The organism is Streptomyces sp. NBC_00989, from assembly GCF_045162655.1.
Lineage (GTDB): Bacteria > Actinomycetota > Actinomycetes > Streptomycetales > Streptomycetaceae > Streptomyces.
The window spans coordinates 3,370,700-3,387,117 of sequence record NZ_CP108728.1; the positions used below are offsets into that span (position 1 = coordinate 3,370,700).

Below are 16,418 nucleotides of genomic sequence, written 5' to 3' on the forward strand. Positions count from 1 at the left end.
CTGAGACGAAAAGCCAGAGGAAGGCGGAAATCTGTGGACAACAAATCGGTTGCGGACAGATGAATGACTCCGGAGAGTGAAAATGGACGCGCCCACTCCCCCAATCGATCGACTGCCGATCAGCTACGGCGCCGGAAACCTGCCCTCGTTCCGGTCGATCTTCGCGTCCAGCGCGGCGAGCGGGTCGATGCCGAGCACCTCGCACAGTTGCAGCAAGTACGCGAGGACGTCGGCGACTTCGTCCCGCACCCGGTGCGCGCTGTCCGGGTCGTCCATGACCCGCGTCGACTCCTCGGGGGTCAGCCACTGGAAGATCTCGACGAGTTCGGAGGCCTCCACACTGAGCGCGGAGACGAGGTTCTTGGGGGTGTGGTAGGGCTGCCAGTTCCGCGCGGCCGCGAACTCGGCCAGTCTGCGCTGCAGTTTCGCCACGTCGAGATGTTCTGTCACGGGTCCAGGTCTACCACTGTGACGCCGTCGATCCCCGTGGCCCAGGACGCGTCGCTCACCGCGCCCACCAGCCGGATGTGCCCGCGCTCGCACATCCGCGCCGCGAGCCGCAGCAGTTCGGCCCGTTGCCGTACGTCGACTCCCCGGTCGAGGCCGTCGGCGAGGACGGTCAGGGTCTGCATCGCGGCCGGGACCTCGCCCGGCGGGTCGACCTCCAGGACGCCGGGGCCGGTGAGGAGCACCAACGCGAGTGCCGCGTACCGGAGTTCGCCGTCGCCGAGCCGTTCGAAGCCGGTGCGTAAGCCGTCGCCCCGGTCGAGCACCGCGCGGAGCATCCCGTCGCGCAGCGGTTCCGCGAGCACGTCCAGCACGGGTCCGGTACACCCGGTGCGCACCGCCGTGACGAGTTGCCCGTGCCGCCGCACGCACTCGGACCGGGTGCGCCACAGCACGTCGGCGAGGTTGCCGCAGTCCCGCAGCAGCCGTCCGTCGCCGATCGGCACAGCGGCACGCATCCGCCCGGGTGCCGGATCGCAGGCGAAGACGGAGCGCAGGGCGACCACCATCTGTTCGGCGGCGGCGAGGACTTGGCGCTGCCCGTCGGTCTTCCCGGCGACGCGCAACGGCAGCAGAGCGGTGCCGAGCCGGTCGTCCGGCAGCGGTGCGCGGGTGACCGGCGACGAACCCGCCGTATGCCAGGCGGCCTGCACCGAACGGCGGGTGGGGTCGCGCAGCGCGGTCTCCAGGAGAACCAGCCCGCCCGAGGTCAACCGCTCGCCCACGATGCGCAGTTCGGGCTCGGCCTGGACGGCGACGTCGAGTCGTACCGGACCCTCGGGGCCGTCCGCCGTACAGCCGATCCGGAACCCGCGGCGGCGCTGGGCGTCGGGCCGGGCCCGCTCCGGAACGCAGGCGACCGGGTCCGGGAAGACCTCGCCCACCTCGCCCCCGGCGCCGAGCCGCGCGAGCGCCTCGTACGCGCGCAGCGCACTTGTCTTGCCGCACCCGCTGGGCCCGGTGAAGAGGGTGAGCGACCCGAGCGGGAATCCGGCGCCCCGGTGCGTGGCGAACGCCGACAGCCTCAACTCGGTGAGGTGCGGCCGGTCGGGGTGCGCCTCGACGCGCGCGGGGTTCGTCGGCCCGGGTGTCCTCGACGACGGCGGGGCGACGCCGGCCGGCGGCTCCGGCGCGGGCCGGGTCCGGGGCGGGGCGGCTTCGGGCGATCGCCCCTGCGGCGGCACGGACTCGGACGACCGCGAGGACGCGGGCGGCCTGGAGAACCGGGAGGATTCGGGTGACTGGGGCGACTGTGCTGACACGGTCATATCCGGACCGTAGGCCTCCGCCGGCAGGCGAACCGTTCCGCCCCGGAGACCTTCCTACGATCGGGGGACCGGCCCCGCCTCTCACGTCGCCCGGGGTCTCACACGCCCGGAGCCCCCGCCCCCTCCATCAGCCCCCGCACCTCGGTCCCCGGCGGCGTGAGCAGGAAGACGTTCCGGTCGACGCGGGTCATCCCGCTCGACAGGCCGAAGACGACGCCCGTGCTGAAATCCAGCACCCGCTTGGCGACGTCCGTCTCCGCGCCCGTGAGGTCGAGCAGCACCGGGATGCCCGCCATCAGGGTCTCCGCGACCTCGCGGGCGTCCCCGAACACGTTCACGCGGAGGACGACGAAACGGCGGCGTGGCTCGGTCTCGGGTATCGAACGGTGGCTCACGGCGGACGGCCAGGCGTCGCGCCCCCGCAGCGGCACTACCTGGGCGAGCCCTTCCCACTGTTCGTCGGTGACATCGTGGCTGTTCACCGGCATGCTCCGTCCTGGGTCGCGCTGGCAGTCTGCATCCGCCAATTGTTGCGCACTGTCACCCGTTCGGCCCAACTGCGACACACTCCGCGACAAGATCGGGCTCATCTCACAGTGGCCCCGATCCGGTTGTGCAGCGGGCGTAACCCCTCATGATCCGGCCGCGTGACCTCGGCGTAACGGGCAATTCGTACGGTCGACGGCATGACGACGACCCCGGCACGGCAGGTACGGACGGTCTGCTCGTACTGCGGTGTGGGCTGCGGCATGCTCCTCGACGTCGGCGCGGGTCCCGACGGCGGGCCTGCGGTCCTCAAGGCGTCCGGCGACAAGGCGCACCCGGCGAACGGCGGGCGGCTCTGCACCAAGGGCGCCACCACGGCCGAGATGCTCGCCGCACGGGGCCGGCTCACCTCGGCGCTGGTCCGCGACGAGCGGGGCGAGGAGCCGGTGCCCACGCCCGTGGCCGACGCGATCGCCGAGACCGCGCGGCGGCTGCGGGGGATCGTCGACGAGCACGGGCCGGACGCGATCGCCCTCTACGTCTCCGGGCAGATGAGCCTGGAGGCGCAGTACTTGGCGAACAAGCTGGCCAAGGGCTTCGTCCGGACGAACCAGATCGAGTCCAACTCCCGGCTGTGCATGGCGAGTGCGGGCGCCGGTTACAAGTCGTCGCTGGGCGCGGACGGGCCGCCGGGGTCGTACGAGGACTTCGAGCGGGCGGACGTGTTCCTGGTCATCGGCTCGAACATGGCCGACTGCCATCCGATTCTCTTCCTGCGGATGATGGAACGGGTCAAGGCGGGCGCCAAGTTGATCGTCGTCGACCCGCGCCGGACGGCCACGGCGGCGAAGGCGGACCTCTTCCTCCAGATCGCGCCGGGCACCGATCTCGCCCTGCTCAACGGCCTGTTGGGGCTGCTGCACGAGAACGGGCACACCGACCCGGAGTTCATCGCCGCGCACACCGAGGGCTGGGAGGCGCTGCCCGCGTTCCTCGCCGACTACGCGCCGGACGCCGTCGCCGCCCTCACCGGTCTCGCCGAGGACGACATCCGTACGGCGGCCCGGGTGATCGGCGAGGCGGGCGAGTGGATGAGCTGCTGGACGATGGGGCTCAACCAGTCCACGCACGGAACATGGAACACCAACGCCCTGGTCAACCTGCATCTCGCGACCGGCGCGATCTGCCGTCCGGGCAGCGGCCCGTTCTCCCTCACCGGCCAGCCGAACGCGATGGGCGGCCGTGAAATGGGCTACATGGGACCGGGGTTGCCCGGTCAGCGGTCCGTACTCGTCGACGCGGAGCGGGAGTTCACCGAGCAGGTGTGGGGTCTGCCGCCCGACACGATCCGCGCGGACGGTGTCGGCCGGGGGACCGTGGAGATGTTCCGGAAGATGGCCGACGGCGAGATCAAGGCCTGCTGGATCATCTGCACCAACCCGGTCGCCTCGGTCGCCAACCGGCGGACCGTCATCGAGGGCCTGGAAGCAGCCGAGTTCGTCGTCACCCAGGACGTCTTCACCGACACCGAGACCAACGCCTACGCCGATGTCGTCCTCCCCGGCGCACTGTGGACCGAGTCCGAGGGCGTCCTCGTGAACAGCGAACGCACCCTCACCCTCGCCCGCCCCGTCGTCGCCCCACCCGGCGAGGCGATGGCCGACTGGCGGATCATCGCGGCCGTGGCGTGCGCGATGGGCTACGAGAAGGGCTTCTCCTACGACAGCGCGGAGCAGGTCTTCGACGAGATACGGCAGTTCTGGAACCCGGTGACCGGCTGGGACCTGCGCGGGGTGACGTACGAGCGGCTGCGGTCCACGCCGGTGCAGTGGCCGGCGGCGGCGGAGGACGGGCCGGACCGCAATCCCATCCGGTATGTGGGGGGCGGTGAGCTGCGGTTCCCGACTGCCAGCGGGCGGGCGGTCTTTCACGCTCGTCCGCACCTGCCCGCCGCCGAACTGCCCGACGACGACTACCCGTTCGTGCTGAACACCGGGCGGTTGCAGCACCAGTGGCACACGCTGACGAAGACGGGCAAGGTCGCCAAGCTCAACAAGCTGAACCCCGGGCCCTTCGTGGAGCTGCATCCGCTGGACGCGCGGGAGTTGGGGATCGCGGAGGGCGACTCGGTGGAGGTCGCGTCGCGGCGGGGACGGGCGGTGCTGCCGGCCGTGGTGACCGACCGGGTGCGGCCGGGGAACTGTTTCGCGCCGTTCCACTGGAACGACCTCTTCGGCGAGTACCTGAGCGTGAACGCGGTGACGAGCGACGCGGTGGATCCGGTGTCGTTCCAGCCGGAGTTCAAGGTGTGCGCGGTGTCGTTGGCGAGGGTGGCATCGGCGCCCACACCAACACGGGCTCCGGCTCCGGCTCCAACAGCCGTCTCCCAAAAGGCGGTTGTCCCGACCGCCGTGACCCCGGGCACGAGTCCCTTCGGGCTCGACCCCACCCCACCGCCTGTCCTCACCGCGCAGGAACGCCTCTACCTCACCGGCTTCCTCGCGGGTATCGAATCCGGCGCCCCGGGTGTGCCCACGCTCCCGCCGGACGCGCCCTTCAGCGCCGAGCACGCGGTGTGGGTCAACGGCGTGCTCGCCGGGATGTATTCGAGGTCGGCACCCGCTCCGCCACGACAACAGCCGCACCCCGCCCGGCAGATCGTCGTCCTGTGGGCCTCACAGACCGGCAACGCCGAGGAGTTGGCGGTGGCCACCGCCGAACGGCTGGGCTCGGCCGGGCACCGGGCCTCCCTGGTCGGCATGGACCAGGCCGACGTCGGCACGCTCCCGGCCGACGCCGATCTCCTCTTCATCACCAGCACGTTCGGCGACGGCGACGCCCCCGACAACGGCTCCGGTTTCTGGGACACGCTCGCCGGTGAGCAGGCGCCCCGGCTGGACGGAGTGCGGTTCGCGGTGCTCGCCCTGGGCGACTCGTCGTACGGCGACTTCTGCGGGCACGGGCGCCGACTGGACGCGCGGCTCGACGAGTTGGGCGGGGTGCGGCTGGCTCCGCGCGCGGACTGCGAGCCGGACTTCGAGCCGTCGGCGGACGCGTGGCTGGGCCAGGTGATCACCGCGCTCGGCGGCGGAGCGACCGCCAGGGCGGTCACCGGAACGGCGTCCCCCAAGCCGCCCGCCCGGTCCCCCAAGCCCGCCCCCACCCTCGCCCGGCTCGTCGGCAACCGCCTGCTCAGCCGCCCCGGCGCGGGCAAGGAGGTCCGCCGGTTCACCTTCGACACCAGCGGTACCGACCTCACGTACGAGACCGGTGACGCACTCGGCGTCCGGCCGGTCAACTCCCCCTCCCTGGTGGACGAATGGCTCACCGCTACCGGGGCCGATGCCGCAACGGTCGTAGAACTGGAGGGTGTTGGAGAGGTCCCGTTCGCCGAGGCGCTTCACCGGCAGTTGGACATCACGCGTATCACCCCGGACCTGCTGCGCTTCGTGGCCGAACGGGCCCGGGACGACCGGGAGTTGCGCAGGCTGTTGCGGCCCGACAACAAGGACCGGCTGGCGCAGTGGAGTTGGGGGCGGCAGGCGGTGGACGTGCTCGCCGAGTATCCGGTGAAGGCCGGGGCCGAGGAGTGGGCCGGGGTCCTCAAGAAGCTTCAGCCGCGCCTGTATTCGATCTCCTCCAGCCCGCTGGTCGACCCGCACAGCGTCTCGCTGACGGTGTCGGTGGTGCGGTACGAGAGTCTCGACGGCCGTCCGCGCGGCGGGGTCTGTTCGCCGTTCCTGGCGGACGCCGATGTGGAGGCGGAGACGGAGGTGCCGGTGTTCGTGCAGCGGGCGCCGCATTTCCGGCCGCCCGCCGATCCCGCGACCCCGATGGTGATGGTCGGACCCGGCACCGGGGTCGCGCCGTTCGTCGGTTTCCTCCAGGAGCGACGCGCGCTCGGGCATCCCGCGCCGAACTGGCTGTTCTTCGGGGAGCAGCATCGTGCGACGGACTTCTACTACGAGGAGGAGTTGACGGGGTTGTCGGCCGAGGGCACCCTCGCGCGGCTCGACACGGCGTTCTCCCGGGACCAGCGGGCGAAGGTGTACGTGCAGGACCGGATGCGGGAGCACGGGCCGGAGTTGTGGCACTGGTTGCGGGAGGGTGCGCACTTCTATGTGTGCGGGGACGCCTCTCGGATGGCGAAGGACGTGGATCGCGCCCTGCGTGACATCGCGGTCGCGCACGGCGGGCTGGACGAGGCCGAGGCGGCCGCGTACGTGAAGCAACTGGCGGCGGCGAAGCGGTATGTGCGCGATGTTTACTGAATGAACCGGCGGCCACGGCCGGTTGAACAAAGCCGTTCGAGTTTGTCCCATTTAGCCCACGACGAGGCCTTCTTACCGGTCTCATACTCGAATCTTCACGACTCCGGACACCCGGCTCACCGGGCGCGATTAGCGTCCCGTGTCGTGCACTTGGCAGAAACACAACAGGTGGCACCCGGTCGGCGGACACAGTCGGCGGTGTCCGCCCCGGAACCTCCCGCGCAGTGGCACCGCATCCTCACCCTGCTCGCCGACATCAGTCTGTTCATCGGCGTCCGCCCGGTGTGGACGGAGGCGGCCAGCCACCGGCTCGTCGTGGCCGCGGTCGTCTGCCTCTGTTACGCCTCGATCCTGGTGTGCGGGGTGCTGGCCCTGGTCGTCCGCCGGGCGCGGTCGCTGGCCCGGATCGATCTCGCCGTACTGGTGACGGCGGTCCTGTTGGCACTGTCCGCGTGGGCGGTGTTCCACGGCGGCGGCGACGAGGCGGCCCTCACCACCCAGGCCGCCAGGGAACTGGTCGCCGGACACCCGGTCTACGGCCAGCCCTGGCCATGGCTCTTCCACCCCGGCCAGGGCGTCGCGCTCACCCCGACGGTGACCGGCGGCTACGACTACACCTACGGCTATCCCCCGCTGGAGACGCTCCTGACAGCGCCCCTGCTGTGGATCGGCCACGGCGGCGCCCCCGCGACGGCCGTCGCGACCGGCGCGCTGATCGCGGCCGCGGTCCTGATGTGGCGGCTGCTGCCGACGCAGTGGCGGTCGGCGGCCACCATGGCCTGCCTCGGCCTCGGTCTTCTTCCCACCTACGGCCGTCAGGGCTATCCGGCCGTGCTCGCCCTGGCGTTGCTGGTGCCGGTGGTGATCCGCTGGCCCCGGATCGGCAGGGGCGGCCGGCTCGGCCCCGCCGGGATCGCGCAGGCCGCGTGCCTGGGGGCGGCCTGTGCGGCGCAGCAACTCCCGTGGTTCCTCACGCCGTTCCTGCTCGCCGGGATCTACGCGGTGCGGCGCGGTGAACTGGGCGCCCGGCAGGCGGGGTTGGTGCTGCTGCGGATCATCGGGGTCGCCGTCACCGTATGGCTGCTGATCAACACGTACTTCATCGTGCACGAGCCGAGCACCTGGCTGCGGGGCATCGCGCTGCCGTTGACGCAGGGCGCGGTGGTGCACGGTCAGGGCCTGGTGGACATCTCCCTGTACTTCACGAACGGCAGCGACCGGCTCGACTGGTACTCCCACGCGAGCATGCTGCTGGCGGCGGGACTGCTCGCCGTGTTCGCGCTGTTCGTACGGCGGTTGGGGCCGGCGGCGACCGTCCTGCCGTGGTGCGCGTTCTATCTGGCGACCCGTTCGCAGGACGGCTACTACCTGCTGATGACGCCGCTGTGGCTGGCCTCGGCGGTCACCGCGCCGATCGCCGAGTTCCGGGACGCGTGGCAGCCGCGCCCCCGGCTGCTGTCCGGCCCGCACCGTCGCCGGGCCCGGGTCGCGGCGGCCGTGCTGCTGGTCACGCCCGCGCTGGCGAGCGCCGCCGTGGCGGCGACGGGGACACCGCCGATGGAGCTGCGACTCGCCGGTGTGCGGCGCGCGCTGCCCACCGTCGTGACCCGGCTGACCCTCAAGGTGACCAACTCGTCCGGCGCCGCCCTCACCCCGCACTACACGCTCACCACCGGCCAGGGCATGAGCCGGTACTGGTCCCAGGTGGGCGGCCCGGCGACGCTGCCCGCGCACAGCACGGAGACCGTCGAACTCCGGCCGCCCGGTGGGACGTTCACGCTGCCGCACAAGAAGGTCCGCATCCGGGTGCGCGCCTTCACCGCCACCCCGCAGACGCTGTCCAGCTCGGACATCCGGCTGCGGCCCGCGGACTGACGTTCTGCCTGCCGGACTGTCAGGCGGCCGTACGCACGAAGCGGAGCGTGGTGGTGACGGTGGTCAGGCCGCGCAGCATGCCCAGTTGGTTCCAGCCGAGGCCGAACTGGTCGCGGTCCACGGTGAATTCGGCGTCCAGGGTGAGCGCTTCGCCGGTCGCGTCCTTGAGGCGGGCCGTGAAGGACTGCGGGCGGCTGATGCCGTGGACGGTCAGCTGACCTACGACGTGCACGGTGTCGCCGTCGCGCAGTTCCGCGCTGCGCACCGCGAAGGTGATCTCCGGGAACTTGTCGGTGTCGAACAGGTCGGCGGACCGCAGATGCTTGTCGCGCTTGGCGTTCTTGGTGTCCAGGGAGGCGGCGTCCAGGGTCAGCGTGCCGATCGCGGAGCCGTCGCCCCGGACCTCACCCTGACCGCTGAAGGTGCCGAAGGTGCCCTTCACGTTGACCAGGCCCCACATCGTCTTGTGGCTGATGCCCACGGTGGAGGCGGCCTGGTCGAGCTGCCACACCCCGGTCTCGACGGCGACGGTCATGATCTCTCCCACTGGTTGCAGTAGTCCAAATTTGAATGAGCCACACGCTAGCCCATTATCCAAATCTGAACAACCATCTCCTCCAAATTTGGACAACAGGTAGACTCGACACCATGGCCGACCCCGTTGAGCACCCCGCCGACCAGCCCCCATGTCCCTCGATGCGGGGCGACGGGCTGCTCCCGCCCGAGCTGCGCGCCTGGATGCTGCTGCTGGCGGCGACAGGGGCGGTGGAGCAGGAGCTGCGCTCGGTCGTGAAGGGGAACCTCGACGTCTCGCACGACGAGTTCCTGGTGCTGTGCCTGCTGGCCGAGCAGCCCAAGGAGGGGCTGCGGATGACCCGGATCGCTGAGCTGCTGGGCCGGCCCAAGACCCGGCTGACGTATCAGATCGCCTGTCTCCAGCACGCGGGCCTGGTCACCCGCAAGTCCGTCTGCGGCGACAAGCGCGGCATCGAGGTCGCCCTCACCGACAAGGCGACCCAACTCCTGCGCGAGGCCTCCGAGTCACTCGCCGAGACGGTCAAGCGGGCGCTCACCAAGGTCATGGGGGCGGAGCAGCGGGACGCGCTGTACGGGCTGGTGCCCGGCCTCGCGGGGGAATGAGGACCGGCCCGCGAACTTGTGACACCCCTGTGGCCGGAATTATGGCCTCCATCACATGCGCGGGGTTCGCGCGCTGATCGGATGGCCGGATGCCCAGACCCGCCGCCGTCCGTCCGGCTCTCGCCCGCACCGCCCCCTTCCTGTCGGCTCTCGCCGCGACCGCCCTGCTGCTCACGGCCTGCGGGACGGAGCGTGCCGACGCCGGGAACACCGGTGCCGGCACGGCCGAACCGTCGTCCCCGACACAGGTCGCCGACCCGGGCAAGGACGGCGTACGGGTCACCTCGCTGACCTTCCCGTCGGCTTCCCCCTCGCCCACCCGCAGCTCCTCCGTCACCGCCGACGGCCTCGCCGGGGACTCGGGGGTCGTCGCCGCCTACGAAGTCGTCAACAAGAGCGCCGAGACGCTGACCTACTCGGTCGTCTTCACCTTCATGAGCGCCGACGGCAGGACCATGGCCAACCAGACCGCGACCGTGCGCGGCGTCGGCCCCGGGAAGACCGTACGGGGCACGGTCCGGGCCGGGAAACCGCCGGGCGACGCGCCGCGGGTGACGCGGGCCAAGGTGCTCGAAGTGGCCAAGGTCCCCTCGATCGAGGCACCGGCCGCACCCGGCACGTGCCCCGCCTCCGGGATCCGGGTCAGCGCCGACCAGGGCGACGCGGCCATGGGGCTGCGCGTCGTGGGCCTGCATCTCGAGAACTGCGGCACGCGCGACTACGGCGTCGACGGCCACCCGCTGCTGGAACTCCTGGACGACGACCTCAAGCACGTCGACGGCGTCAGGATCCAGGACGGCGGCGGCGAGATCACCCCCGGCAGCGGGGACGACAAGCAGCCCGGTCCCGTCACGCTCGGGCCCGGCGAGTCGGCGACCGCCAGCCTGGTGTGGCACAACACCACCGGGTTCGGCACACCGGTGAACGTGCCCTATGTGCGGGTCCGGGCGAAGGCCGGTGCCGACCCGGTGATCGTGACCCCGAACCTCGACCTCGGAACCACCGGAAAGCTCGGGGTCACGGCGTGGCAGAAGGACGAGCGCTGAGCGGCCCCGGCCCCGTCCCCGTCCCCCGCCGATCCCGGGCGGAGCCGGATCTCCCCTATTGCTGACGGGAGTTGGGGGCGCCCCCGTCCGCCAGCAGGTCCACGAGGGTGGCCCGGGCCCGGGCCACCCGTGAACGGACCGTCCCCACCGGGCAGTCGGCGAACTCCGCCGCCTCCTCGTAGGGCAGACCGAGGAGTTGGGTGAGGAGGAACGCCTCACGACGTTCGTCCGGCAGCACGGCCAGCAGGTCGAGCAGCGCCACGCCGTCGTCGAAGCCGGGCAGCCCCCGGGGCTGGGCGAGTTCGACGGCGAGTTGCCAGTCCTGCACGTCGGACAGACGCGGGCGGGTGGCGGCGCGGCGGTAGCTGTCGATCACCGCGCGGCGGGCTATGGACAGCAGCCAGGTGCGGGCCGAGGAGCGGCCCTCGAAGCGGTGCAGGCTGCCGAGCGCCCGCAGGAAGGTGTCCTGCGCGAGGTCGTCGACCGCCTGCGGGTCGGCGCAGAGGTGGGAGACGTAGCGCAGGACGTCACGGTGCAGGGCGCGCACGAGATGGTCGACGGCGACGGAGTCGCCGTGGCGGGCGGCGAGCGCCCAGTTGGTCAGCGACTCGTCGCTCGACTCGGTCGTGTCGCGGTCTCTCGCCGCGCGCTCCGTCGTGTCGGGCGCGGGCAGGGCAGGAGTGATCACCTGGAGTCCTTCTCGGTCATCCGTGAATCCGTGAAAGGGGACCGGCCGCCCTGCGGCGCCTGGAGACGGCGCGGGGGTACGGCCGGAGGCCCGAAGCACGCAGGAGCGGCCCCGGGGTACCGGCTGTCGTCAGACGACAGCGGTCCCCGGCGGCGGACCCCGAGAGGTGATCGCGTGAACGAGAAGGAGCAGCCGCGGCGCCCGCTCGGAACGGGGGCGGCACGGCCGGAGCCGCGGACGGTGCGGCGGAACGGGGAGCGCGAGCAGCAGTCGTAGCGGAGCGACCAGTCGTCCGGCTACGGCCCGCAGGACGCGGAACGCGGCCCGCTCGCCGTGCGCCAGCCACAGGCCGCAGAGCAGGGCGGCGAGGAGGTGGGCGGTGAGCATCCCGGGCGAGGAGGTGCCGGTGGTGGTGACCGACATATGGCCCATATCCATGGAGTCGGTGGCGCTCATATGCATGGAGCCCATGTCGGCCGACCCCATGTTCATGGCTGCCGACTCCCCCGCCATCGCCCCTGTCGCGGGCTTCCCGAAGGCGAACGCCGAGTGGAGGGCGACCTGGGCGGCGACCACGAGGGTCACGACCGTCGGGAGGCCGCGTTCACGGCCCGCCAGGGACCAGCCGGCGATACCGGTCGCGGCCAGTCCGGCGGCCAGTGCCCACGCCGCCACGTGGTGGCCGGACATCAGGACGTGTGCCAGGGCGGCGAGCACCACGCAGACGGCCGCGAACATCGCGGCCCTCACCGTGCGCGCACACCATCCTGCCCTCATGGCGCCTCATCCTGGCATCCGTACCTGGGTCTCAGCCGTGGGTACGGTATTTTCCGGCGCGGGACTCAGCGGAACGCGGTGGGACGTGACGGTGCTGGGCGCGGCGGAGCGGTCTCACTCCTCGATGACCAGGCCCTTCGCCGCGAGCACCGGGGCGAGGTCGCACATCTCGATCACCGTCCTGCCCGCCCGGTATGCGGCGATGTACCCCGCCTCGGCGTCGACCCGTTCCTGTGAGAGGGCGGCCGCCTCGACCGCGTCCTCGCGGCGGACGACGACCACGCCGTCGGCGTCGGCGCGCATCACGTCACCGGGGCGGACGAGCACCCCTCCGACGGTGATCGGCTCGCACATCGGGCCGACGGTCTCCTTGACCGTGCCCTTGATGCAGACGCTGCGGGAGAACACCGGGAAGCCCAGGGCGCGCAGGTCCTCGGTGTCGCGGACGCCCGTGTCGGTGATCAGACCGGCGAGGCCCTTGGACTGGCAGGCGTTGGCGAGGACGTCGCCGAAGGAGCCCGCCTCCTCGTAGTTGCCGGCGGACACGACCACGACATCGCCGGGCCGGGCGTAGGCGATGGCGGTCTGGAGCATGAGGTTGTCGCGCGGGGCGCACTGCACGGTGAACGCGGGACCGCACAGGGACATCGTGCGGTCGACCGGCTTGATGGCCGAGTCCAGCGCCCCGAGGCGGCCCTGCGCCTCGTGGATGGTGGCCGAGGAGAAGGCACTCAGCTGCTTGACCACGGCGGGTTCCGGGCGGTCGAACTTCGTGCTGACGCGGATCATGATGACCTTTCGGATGGATCAGGCGGAGGGCTCGGCGGGCGCGGCCGTCAGTTCGGCGCACGCCGCCGCGATGCGCTCGCAGGCCTCGGTGAGGACGTCCGTCGACGTCGCGAACGAGATGCGGAAGTAGCCGGGGGCGCCGTACGCGGCTCCGTGGATCACCGCCACCTGCCGGCTGTCGAGGAGGTGCAGGGCGAAGTCCTCGTCGCTCTCGATCCGGGTGCCGGCCGGGGTGAACCGCCCAATCGCCGCCTGGCAGTTGACGAGGAGGTAGAAGCCGCCGTCCGGGACGGTGCAGCTCAGCTGCGGGACGTCGTTGACGAGCTTCACGGTCTCGTCGCGGCGGGCGCGGTAGACGCGCACGGTGTCCCGGACGAAGTCCTGCGGTCCGGTGAGCGCGGCGGCAGCGGCGGCCTGGCTCACGGACGAGGGGCACGAAGAGGTCTGGGACTGGAGGGTGTTGATCGCCGTCACCAGGTCGGCCGGGCCCACCCCGTATCCGATACGCCAACCCGTCATCGCGTACGTCTTGGAGACACCGTTGGTGAGGAACACCCGGTCGGCCAGGCGGGGTTCGACGGCCGCGAGGGACGGGGCCGCCGCGTCGCCGTACCAGATCTCGTCGTAGATCTCGTCGGTGAGGACGCCGACGTGCGGGTGCGCGAGCAACACCTGGGCGAGGGCCTGGAGTTCGGCGGTGGTGTAGGCCGATCCGGTGGGGTTTCCCGGGGTGTTGAGGACGACCCAGCGGGTGTTCTCGGTGATCGCCGCCGTGAGCCGTTCCGGTGTGAGCTTGAAGTCCTCCGCCTCCGGGCAGTCGACGACGACCGGGGTGCCGTCGTTGGCGCGGACCATGTCCGGGTACGACACCCAGTACGGGGCGGGGACGATGACCTCGTCGCCCTCGTCCAAAGTCGCCATCAGGGCGAGGAAGATGACCTGCTTCGCGCCGCCGCCGACGGTGATCCGCGCGTCGGTGACCTCCAGGCCGTGGCGCTCGCGGAGTTTGCCGGTGATCGCGGCGCGCAGGGCCGAAGTGCCGTTCACCGGCGTGTACTTGGTCTCGCCCGCCTCGATGGCCTTGATCGCGGCGGCCTTGACGTGGTCGGGGGTGTCGAAGTCGGGCTCGCCCACGGTCAGGTCGAGGATGGTGAGGCCCTGGCTCTTCAGCTCGCGCACGCGCTGCGCCGCGGCCGTGCTCGGCGAGGGCTTGATACGGCGCAGGCGCTCTGCCGTCTTCACGGTGATCAGCCCTCCCTGCGCTCGAAGTTGAGGCCGCCGGGCACCTGGAAGGTGGGCAGGATCTCGATGTGGCCGATGTTGACGTGCCGGGGCGAGTCGACGGCGAACTCGATGGCGTCGGCGATGTCCTCGGGCTTCAGGGACTCGTAGCCGTCGTAGAACTCGCGCTGGGCGGCCTCCATGTCGCCGAGGAGGCGGCCGAAGATCTCGGTCTCCACGCGGCCGGGGCAGATCTCGCTGACGCGGACGCGGCGGCCGTAGCCGTCGACGCGGAGCTGGCGGGAGAGGGTGTGCACGGCGGCCTTGGTGGCGTGGTAGATCGTGTTGCCGCCGAAGTTGTAGACACCGGCGATGGAGCTGATGTTGACGATGTGGCCGCGGTCGCGCTCGACCATGCCGGGCATCAGCAGCCGGACCAGGTGCAGGACGGCCTGGATGTTGACGGCGATCTGCTCGTCGATGGCGAACTCGTCGGCGGTGAGGATGTTGCCGGTGCGGGAGACGCCCGCGTTGTTGACGAGGACGTCGATCTCCAGTCCGTCGAGGACGGCGGTGAGCGCCTCGGTGTCGGTGATGTCGACGGCGTGCGGGATGCAACCGGTCTCGTCGGCAAGGGTGTTGAGCCGGTCGGCGTTGCGGGCGACGGCGTGGACTTCCAGGCCGCGCTTGGCGAGCCGTTCGACGACCACGGCTCCGATGCCGGTCGACGCTCCGGTGACGAGGGCCGTCCTGTAGTCGGAGATGGGCATGCTGAGGGCTCCTTGCTGTGCGGGGTGGGGGGCTTGTGCGGACGTGCGGGTGCGAGTGCGGGTGCGGGAGTTACGTGGGCGGTCAGGCGTCGCGCAGGGGCAGGTGGGCGCGGTCCGTCACGCGGGACACGGCGAGGAGCGTGCCCAGGGCCGTGATCACGGCGTAGAAGGCGGGCATGTTGACGTTGCCCGTGCGGTCGATGAGGTAGGTCATCAGCAGGGGGGCCGTGCCGCCGAAGAGCGCGGAGGAGACGTTGTAGCCGAGGCCGTAGGCGGAGTAGCGCACCCGGGTCGGGAAGAGTTCGACGAGGAGTATGTGGATGACGCCTGTGTGGCCGGCGAACACAACGGCCATGATGCAGGCGCCGATCACGGCGAGGGCCACGTTGCCGGTGCCGATCAGCAGGTAGCAGGGGATGCCGACGACGGCCATCGCGACGGCGGATCCGGCGAGGACCTTCTTGCGGCCGATGCGGTCGGAGAGGCGGCCCATGTAAGGGATGGCGATACAGATCGCGACCAGGCTGGAGGCGGTGACGAGCAGTCCCTGGACCTTGCCGAAGTGCAGCTCGGTGCTCATGAAGGTGGGCATGTAGCTGAACAGGACGTAGTAACCGGAGCCGTTCATCAGGGGGATGAACAGGGCCAGCAGCATGGCGCGCCGGTGCTCGGCGGAGGCGAACGCCTCCTTGAGCGGGTTCTTGGAGAGGCCGTCCTCTTCTTTCAGGCGGGTGAAGTTGGGGGTGTCGCTGATGCGCTTGCGGATGTAGATGCCGGCGATGCCGAGCGGTACGGCGAGCAGGAACGGGATGCGCCAGCCCCAGGACTCCATGCGCGCGGAGCCGAGTCCGCTGGTCATCGCGGCGGCGACCAGCGTGCCGGTCAGCAGCGCGAGGAACGAGGCGATCTGCGCGTAGCTGGTGTACAGGCCGCGCTTGCCCTCCGGGGCGTGCTCGGCGAGGAAGCTCATCGCGCCGGAGGCCTCGCCGCCGACGGAGAAGCCCTGGGCGACGCGGAGCAGGATCAGCAGGGCGGGTGCGGCGATGCCGATGCTGGCGTAGCTGGGGAGCACGCCGATAGCCGCGGTGGCGGCGCTGATCAGCAGGATGACGAAGACCAGCATCCGCTGCCGGCCGATGCGGTCGCCGAGGTGGCCGCAGATGACGGCGCCGAGGGGGCGGAAGAAGAAGGAGACCGCGTAGCCGAGGAAGACGAGCTGGACGGCGTTGTCGGAGCCGGGGAAGAAGACGGCGGCGAGTGATCCGGCCATGAAGCCGAAGATGCCGTTGTCGTAGAGCTCGGCGAAGATTCCGACGCAGCCCGCGAGGGTGACCTTGCGGGCGGTTCTGGGATCGACCGTGTTGGGGACTGGCTGAGCGGCCACGGTACTCATGGCGTCTCCTGTCTGGGCAGCGGGGTTGGGGAAGGGCGTTGCGGCTCCGTGCGGGTGCTTCCAGCGGGGTGGCGGGGAGCGGGTGGGTGTGTGGGTGGGTGGGTTTTGTGTGCGGGTGGGCTGTGTGCGGGTGGGCTGTGTGCGGGTGGGGAGCGGTTGTGGGTTTTGTGCGGGTCGGTGGGGGCTT

General features: G+C 71.1%; 14 protein-coding genes. 4 read left to right on the forward strand and 10 right to left on the reverse strand.

What is annotated here, in order from left to right:
• Window positions 1-123: 123 nt before the first annotated feature.
• The 3 genes from OG714_RS14425 to OG714_RS14435 form a co-directional block, all read right to left on the reverse strand.
• Window positions 124-450 carry a nucleotide pyrophosphohydrolase gene (locus OG714_RS14425; protein ID WP_406121138.1) on the reverse strand — a complete coding sequence of 109 codons (327 nt, stop codon included), beginning with the start codon at window positions 448-450 and terminating at the stop codon, window positions 124-126.
• Entirely contained in the window at window positions 447-1,775 is a 1,329-nt protein-coding gene (locus OG714_RS14430; RefSeq protein WP_406121139.1) for an ATP-binding protein, read from the reverse strand. Before OG714_RS14430 ends, OG714_RS14425 begins: the two co-directional genes overlap by 4 nt.
• Window positions 1,776-1,873: 98 nt before the next feature.
• Entirely contained in the window at window positions 1,874-2,263 is a 390-nt protein-coding gene (locus OG714_RS14435) for a cell division protein SepF (RefSeq protein ID WP_406121140.1), read from the reverse strand.
• A gap of 198 nt (window positions 2,264-2,461) precedes the next feature.
• Between OG714_RS14435 and OG714_RS14440 the strand changes: the two genes are divergently transcribed.
• Window positions 2,462-6,532, forward strand: a complete 4,071-nt coding sequence (locus OG714_RS14440; protein ID WP_406121142.1) for a molybdopterin-dependent oxidoreductase — start codon at window positions 2,462-2,464, stop codon at window positions 6,530-6,532.
• 198 nt (window positions 6,533-6,730) lie between these two features.
• A complete protein-coding gene (locus OG714_RS14445) occupies window positions 6,731-8,407 on the forward strand; it encodes a hypothetical protein (protein ID WP_406121144.1) in 1,677 nt (558 codons plus the stop codon).
• A 19-nt stretch (window positions 8,408-8,426) separates the two neighbouring features.
• Here the strand turns inward: OG714_RS14445 and OG714_RS14450 are convergent, their stop codons facing one another.
• Window positions 8,427-8,942: a YceI family protein gene (locus OG714_RS14450; RefSeq protein ID WP_406121146.1), complete on the reverse strand. Its 516-nt coding sequence runs from the start codon at window positions 8,940-8,942 to the stop codon at window positions 8,427-8,429.
• Window positions 8,943-9,055: 113 nt separating this feature from the next.
• Between OG714_RS14450 and OG714_RS14455 the strand changes: the two genes are divergently transcribed.
• Together OG714_RS14455 and OG714_RS14460 are read left to right on the forward strand one after the other, a co-directional pair.
• The gene (locus tag OG714_RS14455; RefSeq protein ID WP_406121148.1) at window positions 9,056-9,547 is read left to right on the forward strand and encodes a MarR family winged helix-turn-helix transcriptional regulator; all 492 of its coding nucleotides are present in this window, start codon (window positions 9,056-9,058) and stop codon (window positions 9,545-9,547) included.
• Between the two features lie 89 nt (window positions 9,548-9,636).
• On the forward strand, window positions 9,637-10,593 hold the full coding sequence (locus tag OG714_RS14460; protein ID WP_406121150.1) for a DUF4232 domain-containing protein: 957 nt from the start codon (window positions 9,637-9,639) through the stop codon (window positions 10,591-10,593).
• 55 nt (window positions 10,594-10,648) lie between these two features.
• Here the strand turns inward: OG714_RS14460 and OG714_RS14465 are convergent, their stop codons facing one another.
• The 6 genes from OG714_RS14465 to OG714_RS14490 form a co-directional block, all read right to left on the reverse strand.
• A complete protein-coding gene (locus OG714_RS14465) occupies window positions 10,649-11,281 on the reverse strand; it encodes a sigma-70 family RNA polymerase sigma factor (protein ID WP_406121152.1) in 633 nt (210 codons plus the stop codon).
• A gap of 129 nt (window positions 11,282-11,410) precedes the next feature.
• Window positions 11,411-12,058: a hypothetical protein gene (locus OG714_RS14470; RefSeq protein ID WP_406121153.1), complete on the reverse strand. Its 648-nt coding sequence runs from the start codon at window positions 12,056-12,058 to the stop codon at window positions 11,411-11,413.
• A 114-nt stretch (window positions 12,059-12,172) separates the two neighbouring features.
• Complete coding sequence (locus OG714_RS14475) at window positions 12,173-12,847, reverse strand: 4-carboxy-4-hydroxy-2-oxoadipate aldolase/oxaloacetate decarboxylase (RefSeq protein ID WP_406121155.1); 675 nt, start codon at window positions 12,845-12,847, stop codon at window positions 12,173-12,175.
• An 18-nt stretch (window positions 12,848-12,865) separates the two neighbouring features.
• Window positions 12,866-14,089 carry an aspartate transaminase gene (locus OG714_RS14480; RefSeq protein ID WP_406121156.1) on the reverse strand — a complete coding sequence of 408 codons (1,224 nt, stop codon included), beginning with the start codon at window positions 14,087-14,089 and terminating at the stop codon, window positions 12,866-12,868.
• Window positions 14,090-14,094: 5 nt separating this feature from the next.
• Window positions 14,095-14,838: an SDR family oxidoreductase gene (locus OG714_RS14485; protein ID WP_033283926.1), complete on the reverse strand. Its 744-nt coding sequence runs from the start codon at window positions 14,836-14,838 to the stop codon at window positions 14,095-14,097.
• Window positions 14,839-14,920: 82 nt separating this feature from the next.
• Window positions 14,921-16,231, reverse strand: coding sequence for an MFS transporter (locus OG714_RS14490; RefSeq protein WP_406121158.1), 1,311 nt, complete (start codon window positions 16,229-16,231; stop codon window positions 14,921-14,923).
• Between the last annotated feature and the right edge of the window lie 187 nt (window positions 16,232-16,418).

Excerpts from the sequence above, each read along its gene's own strand:
- OG714_RS14470 (WP_406121153.1), bottom strand. The coding sequence starts at position 12,058 with ATGAGGGCAGGATGGTGTGCGCGCACGGTGAGGGCCGCGATGTTCGCG.
- OG714_RS14455 (WP_406121148.1), top strand. The coding sequence starts at position 9,056 with ATGGCCGACCCCGTTGAGCACCCCGCCGACCAGCCCCCATGTCCCTCG.
- OG714_RS14435 (WP_406121140.1), bottom strand. The coding sequence starts at position 2,263 with ATGCCGGTGAACAGCCACGATGTCACCGACGAACAGTGGGAAGGGCTC.
- OG714_RS14490 (WP_406121158.1), bottom strand. The coding sequence starts at position 16,231 with ATGAGTACCGTGGCCGCTCAGCCAGTCCCCAACACGGTCGATCCCAGA.
- OG714_RS14440 (WP_406121142.1), top strand. The coding sequence starts at position 2,462 with ATGACGACGACCCCGGCACGGCAGGTACGGACGGTCTGCTCGTACTGC.
- OG714_RS14475 (WP_406121155.1), bottom strand. The coding sequence starts at position 12,847 with ATGATCCGCGTCAGCACGAAGTTCGACCGCCCGGAACCCGCCGTGGTC.
- OG714_RS14485 (WP_033283926.1), bottom strand. The coding sequence starts at position 14,838 with ATGCCCATCTCCGACTACAGGACGGCCCTCGTCACCGGAGCGTCGACC.
- OG714_RS14460 (WP_406121150.1), top strand. The coding sequence starts at position 9,637 with ATGCCCAGACCCGCCGCCGTCCGTCCGGCTCTCGCCCGCACCGCCCCC.
- OG714_RS14430 (WP_406121139.1), bottom strand. The coding sequence starts at position 1,775 with ATGACCGTGTCAGCACAGTCGCCCCAGTCACCCGAATCCTCCCGGTTC.
- OG714_RS14450 (WP_406121146.1), bottom strand. The coding sequence starts at position 8,942 with ATGACCGTCGCCGTCGAGACCGGGGTGTGGCAGCTCGACCAGGCCGCC.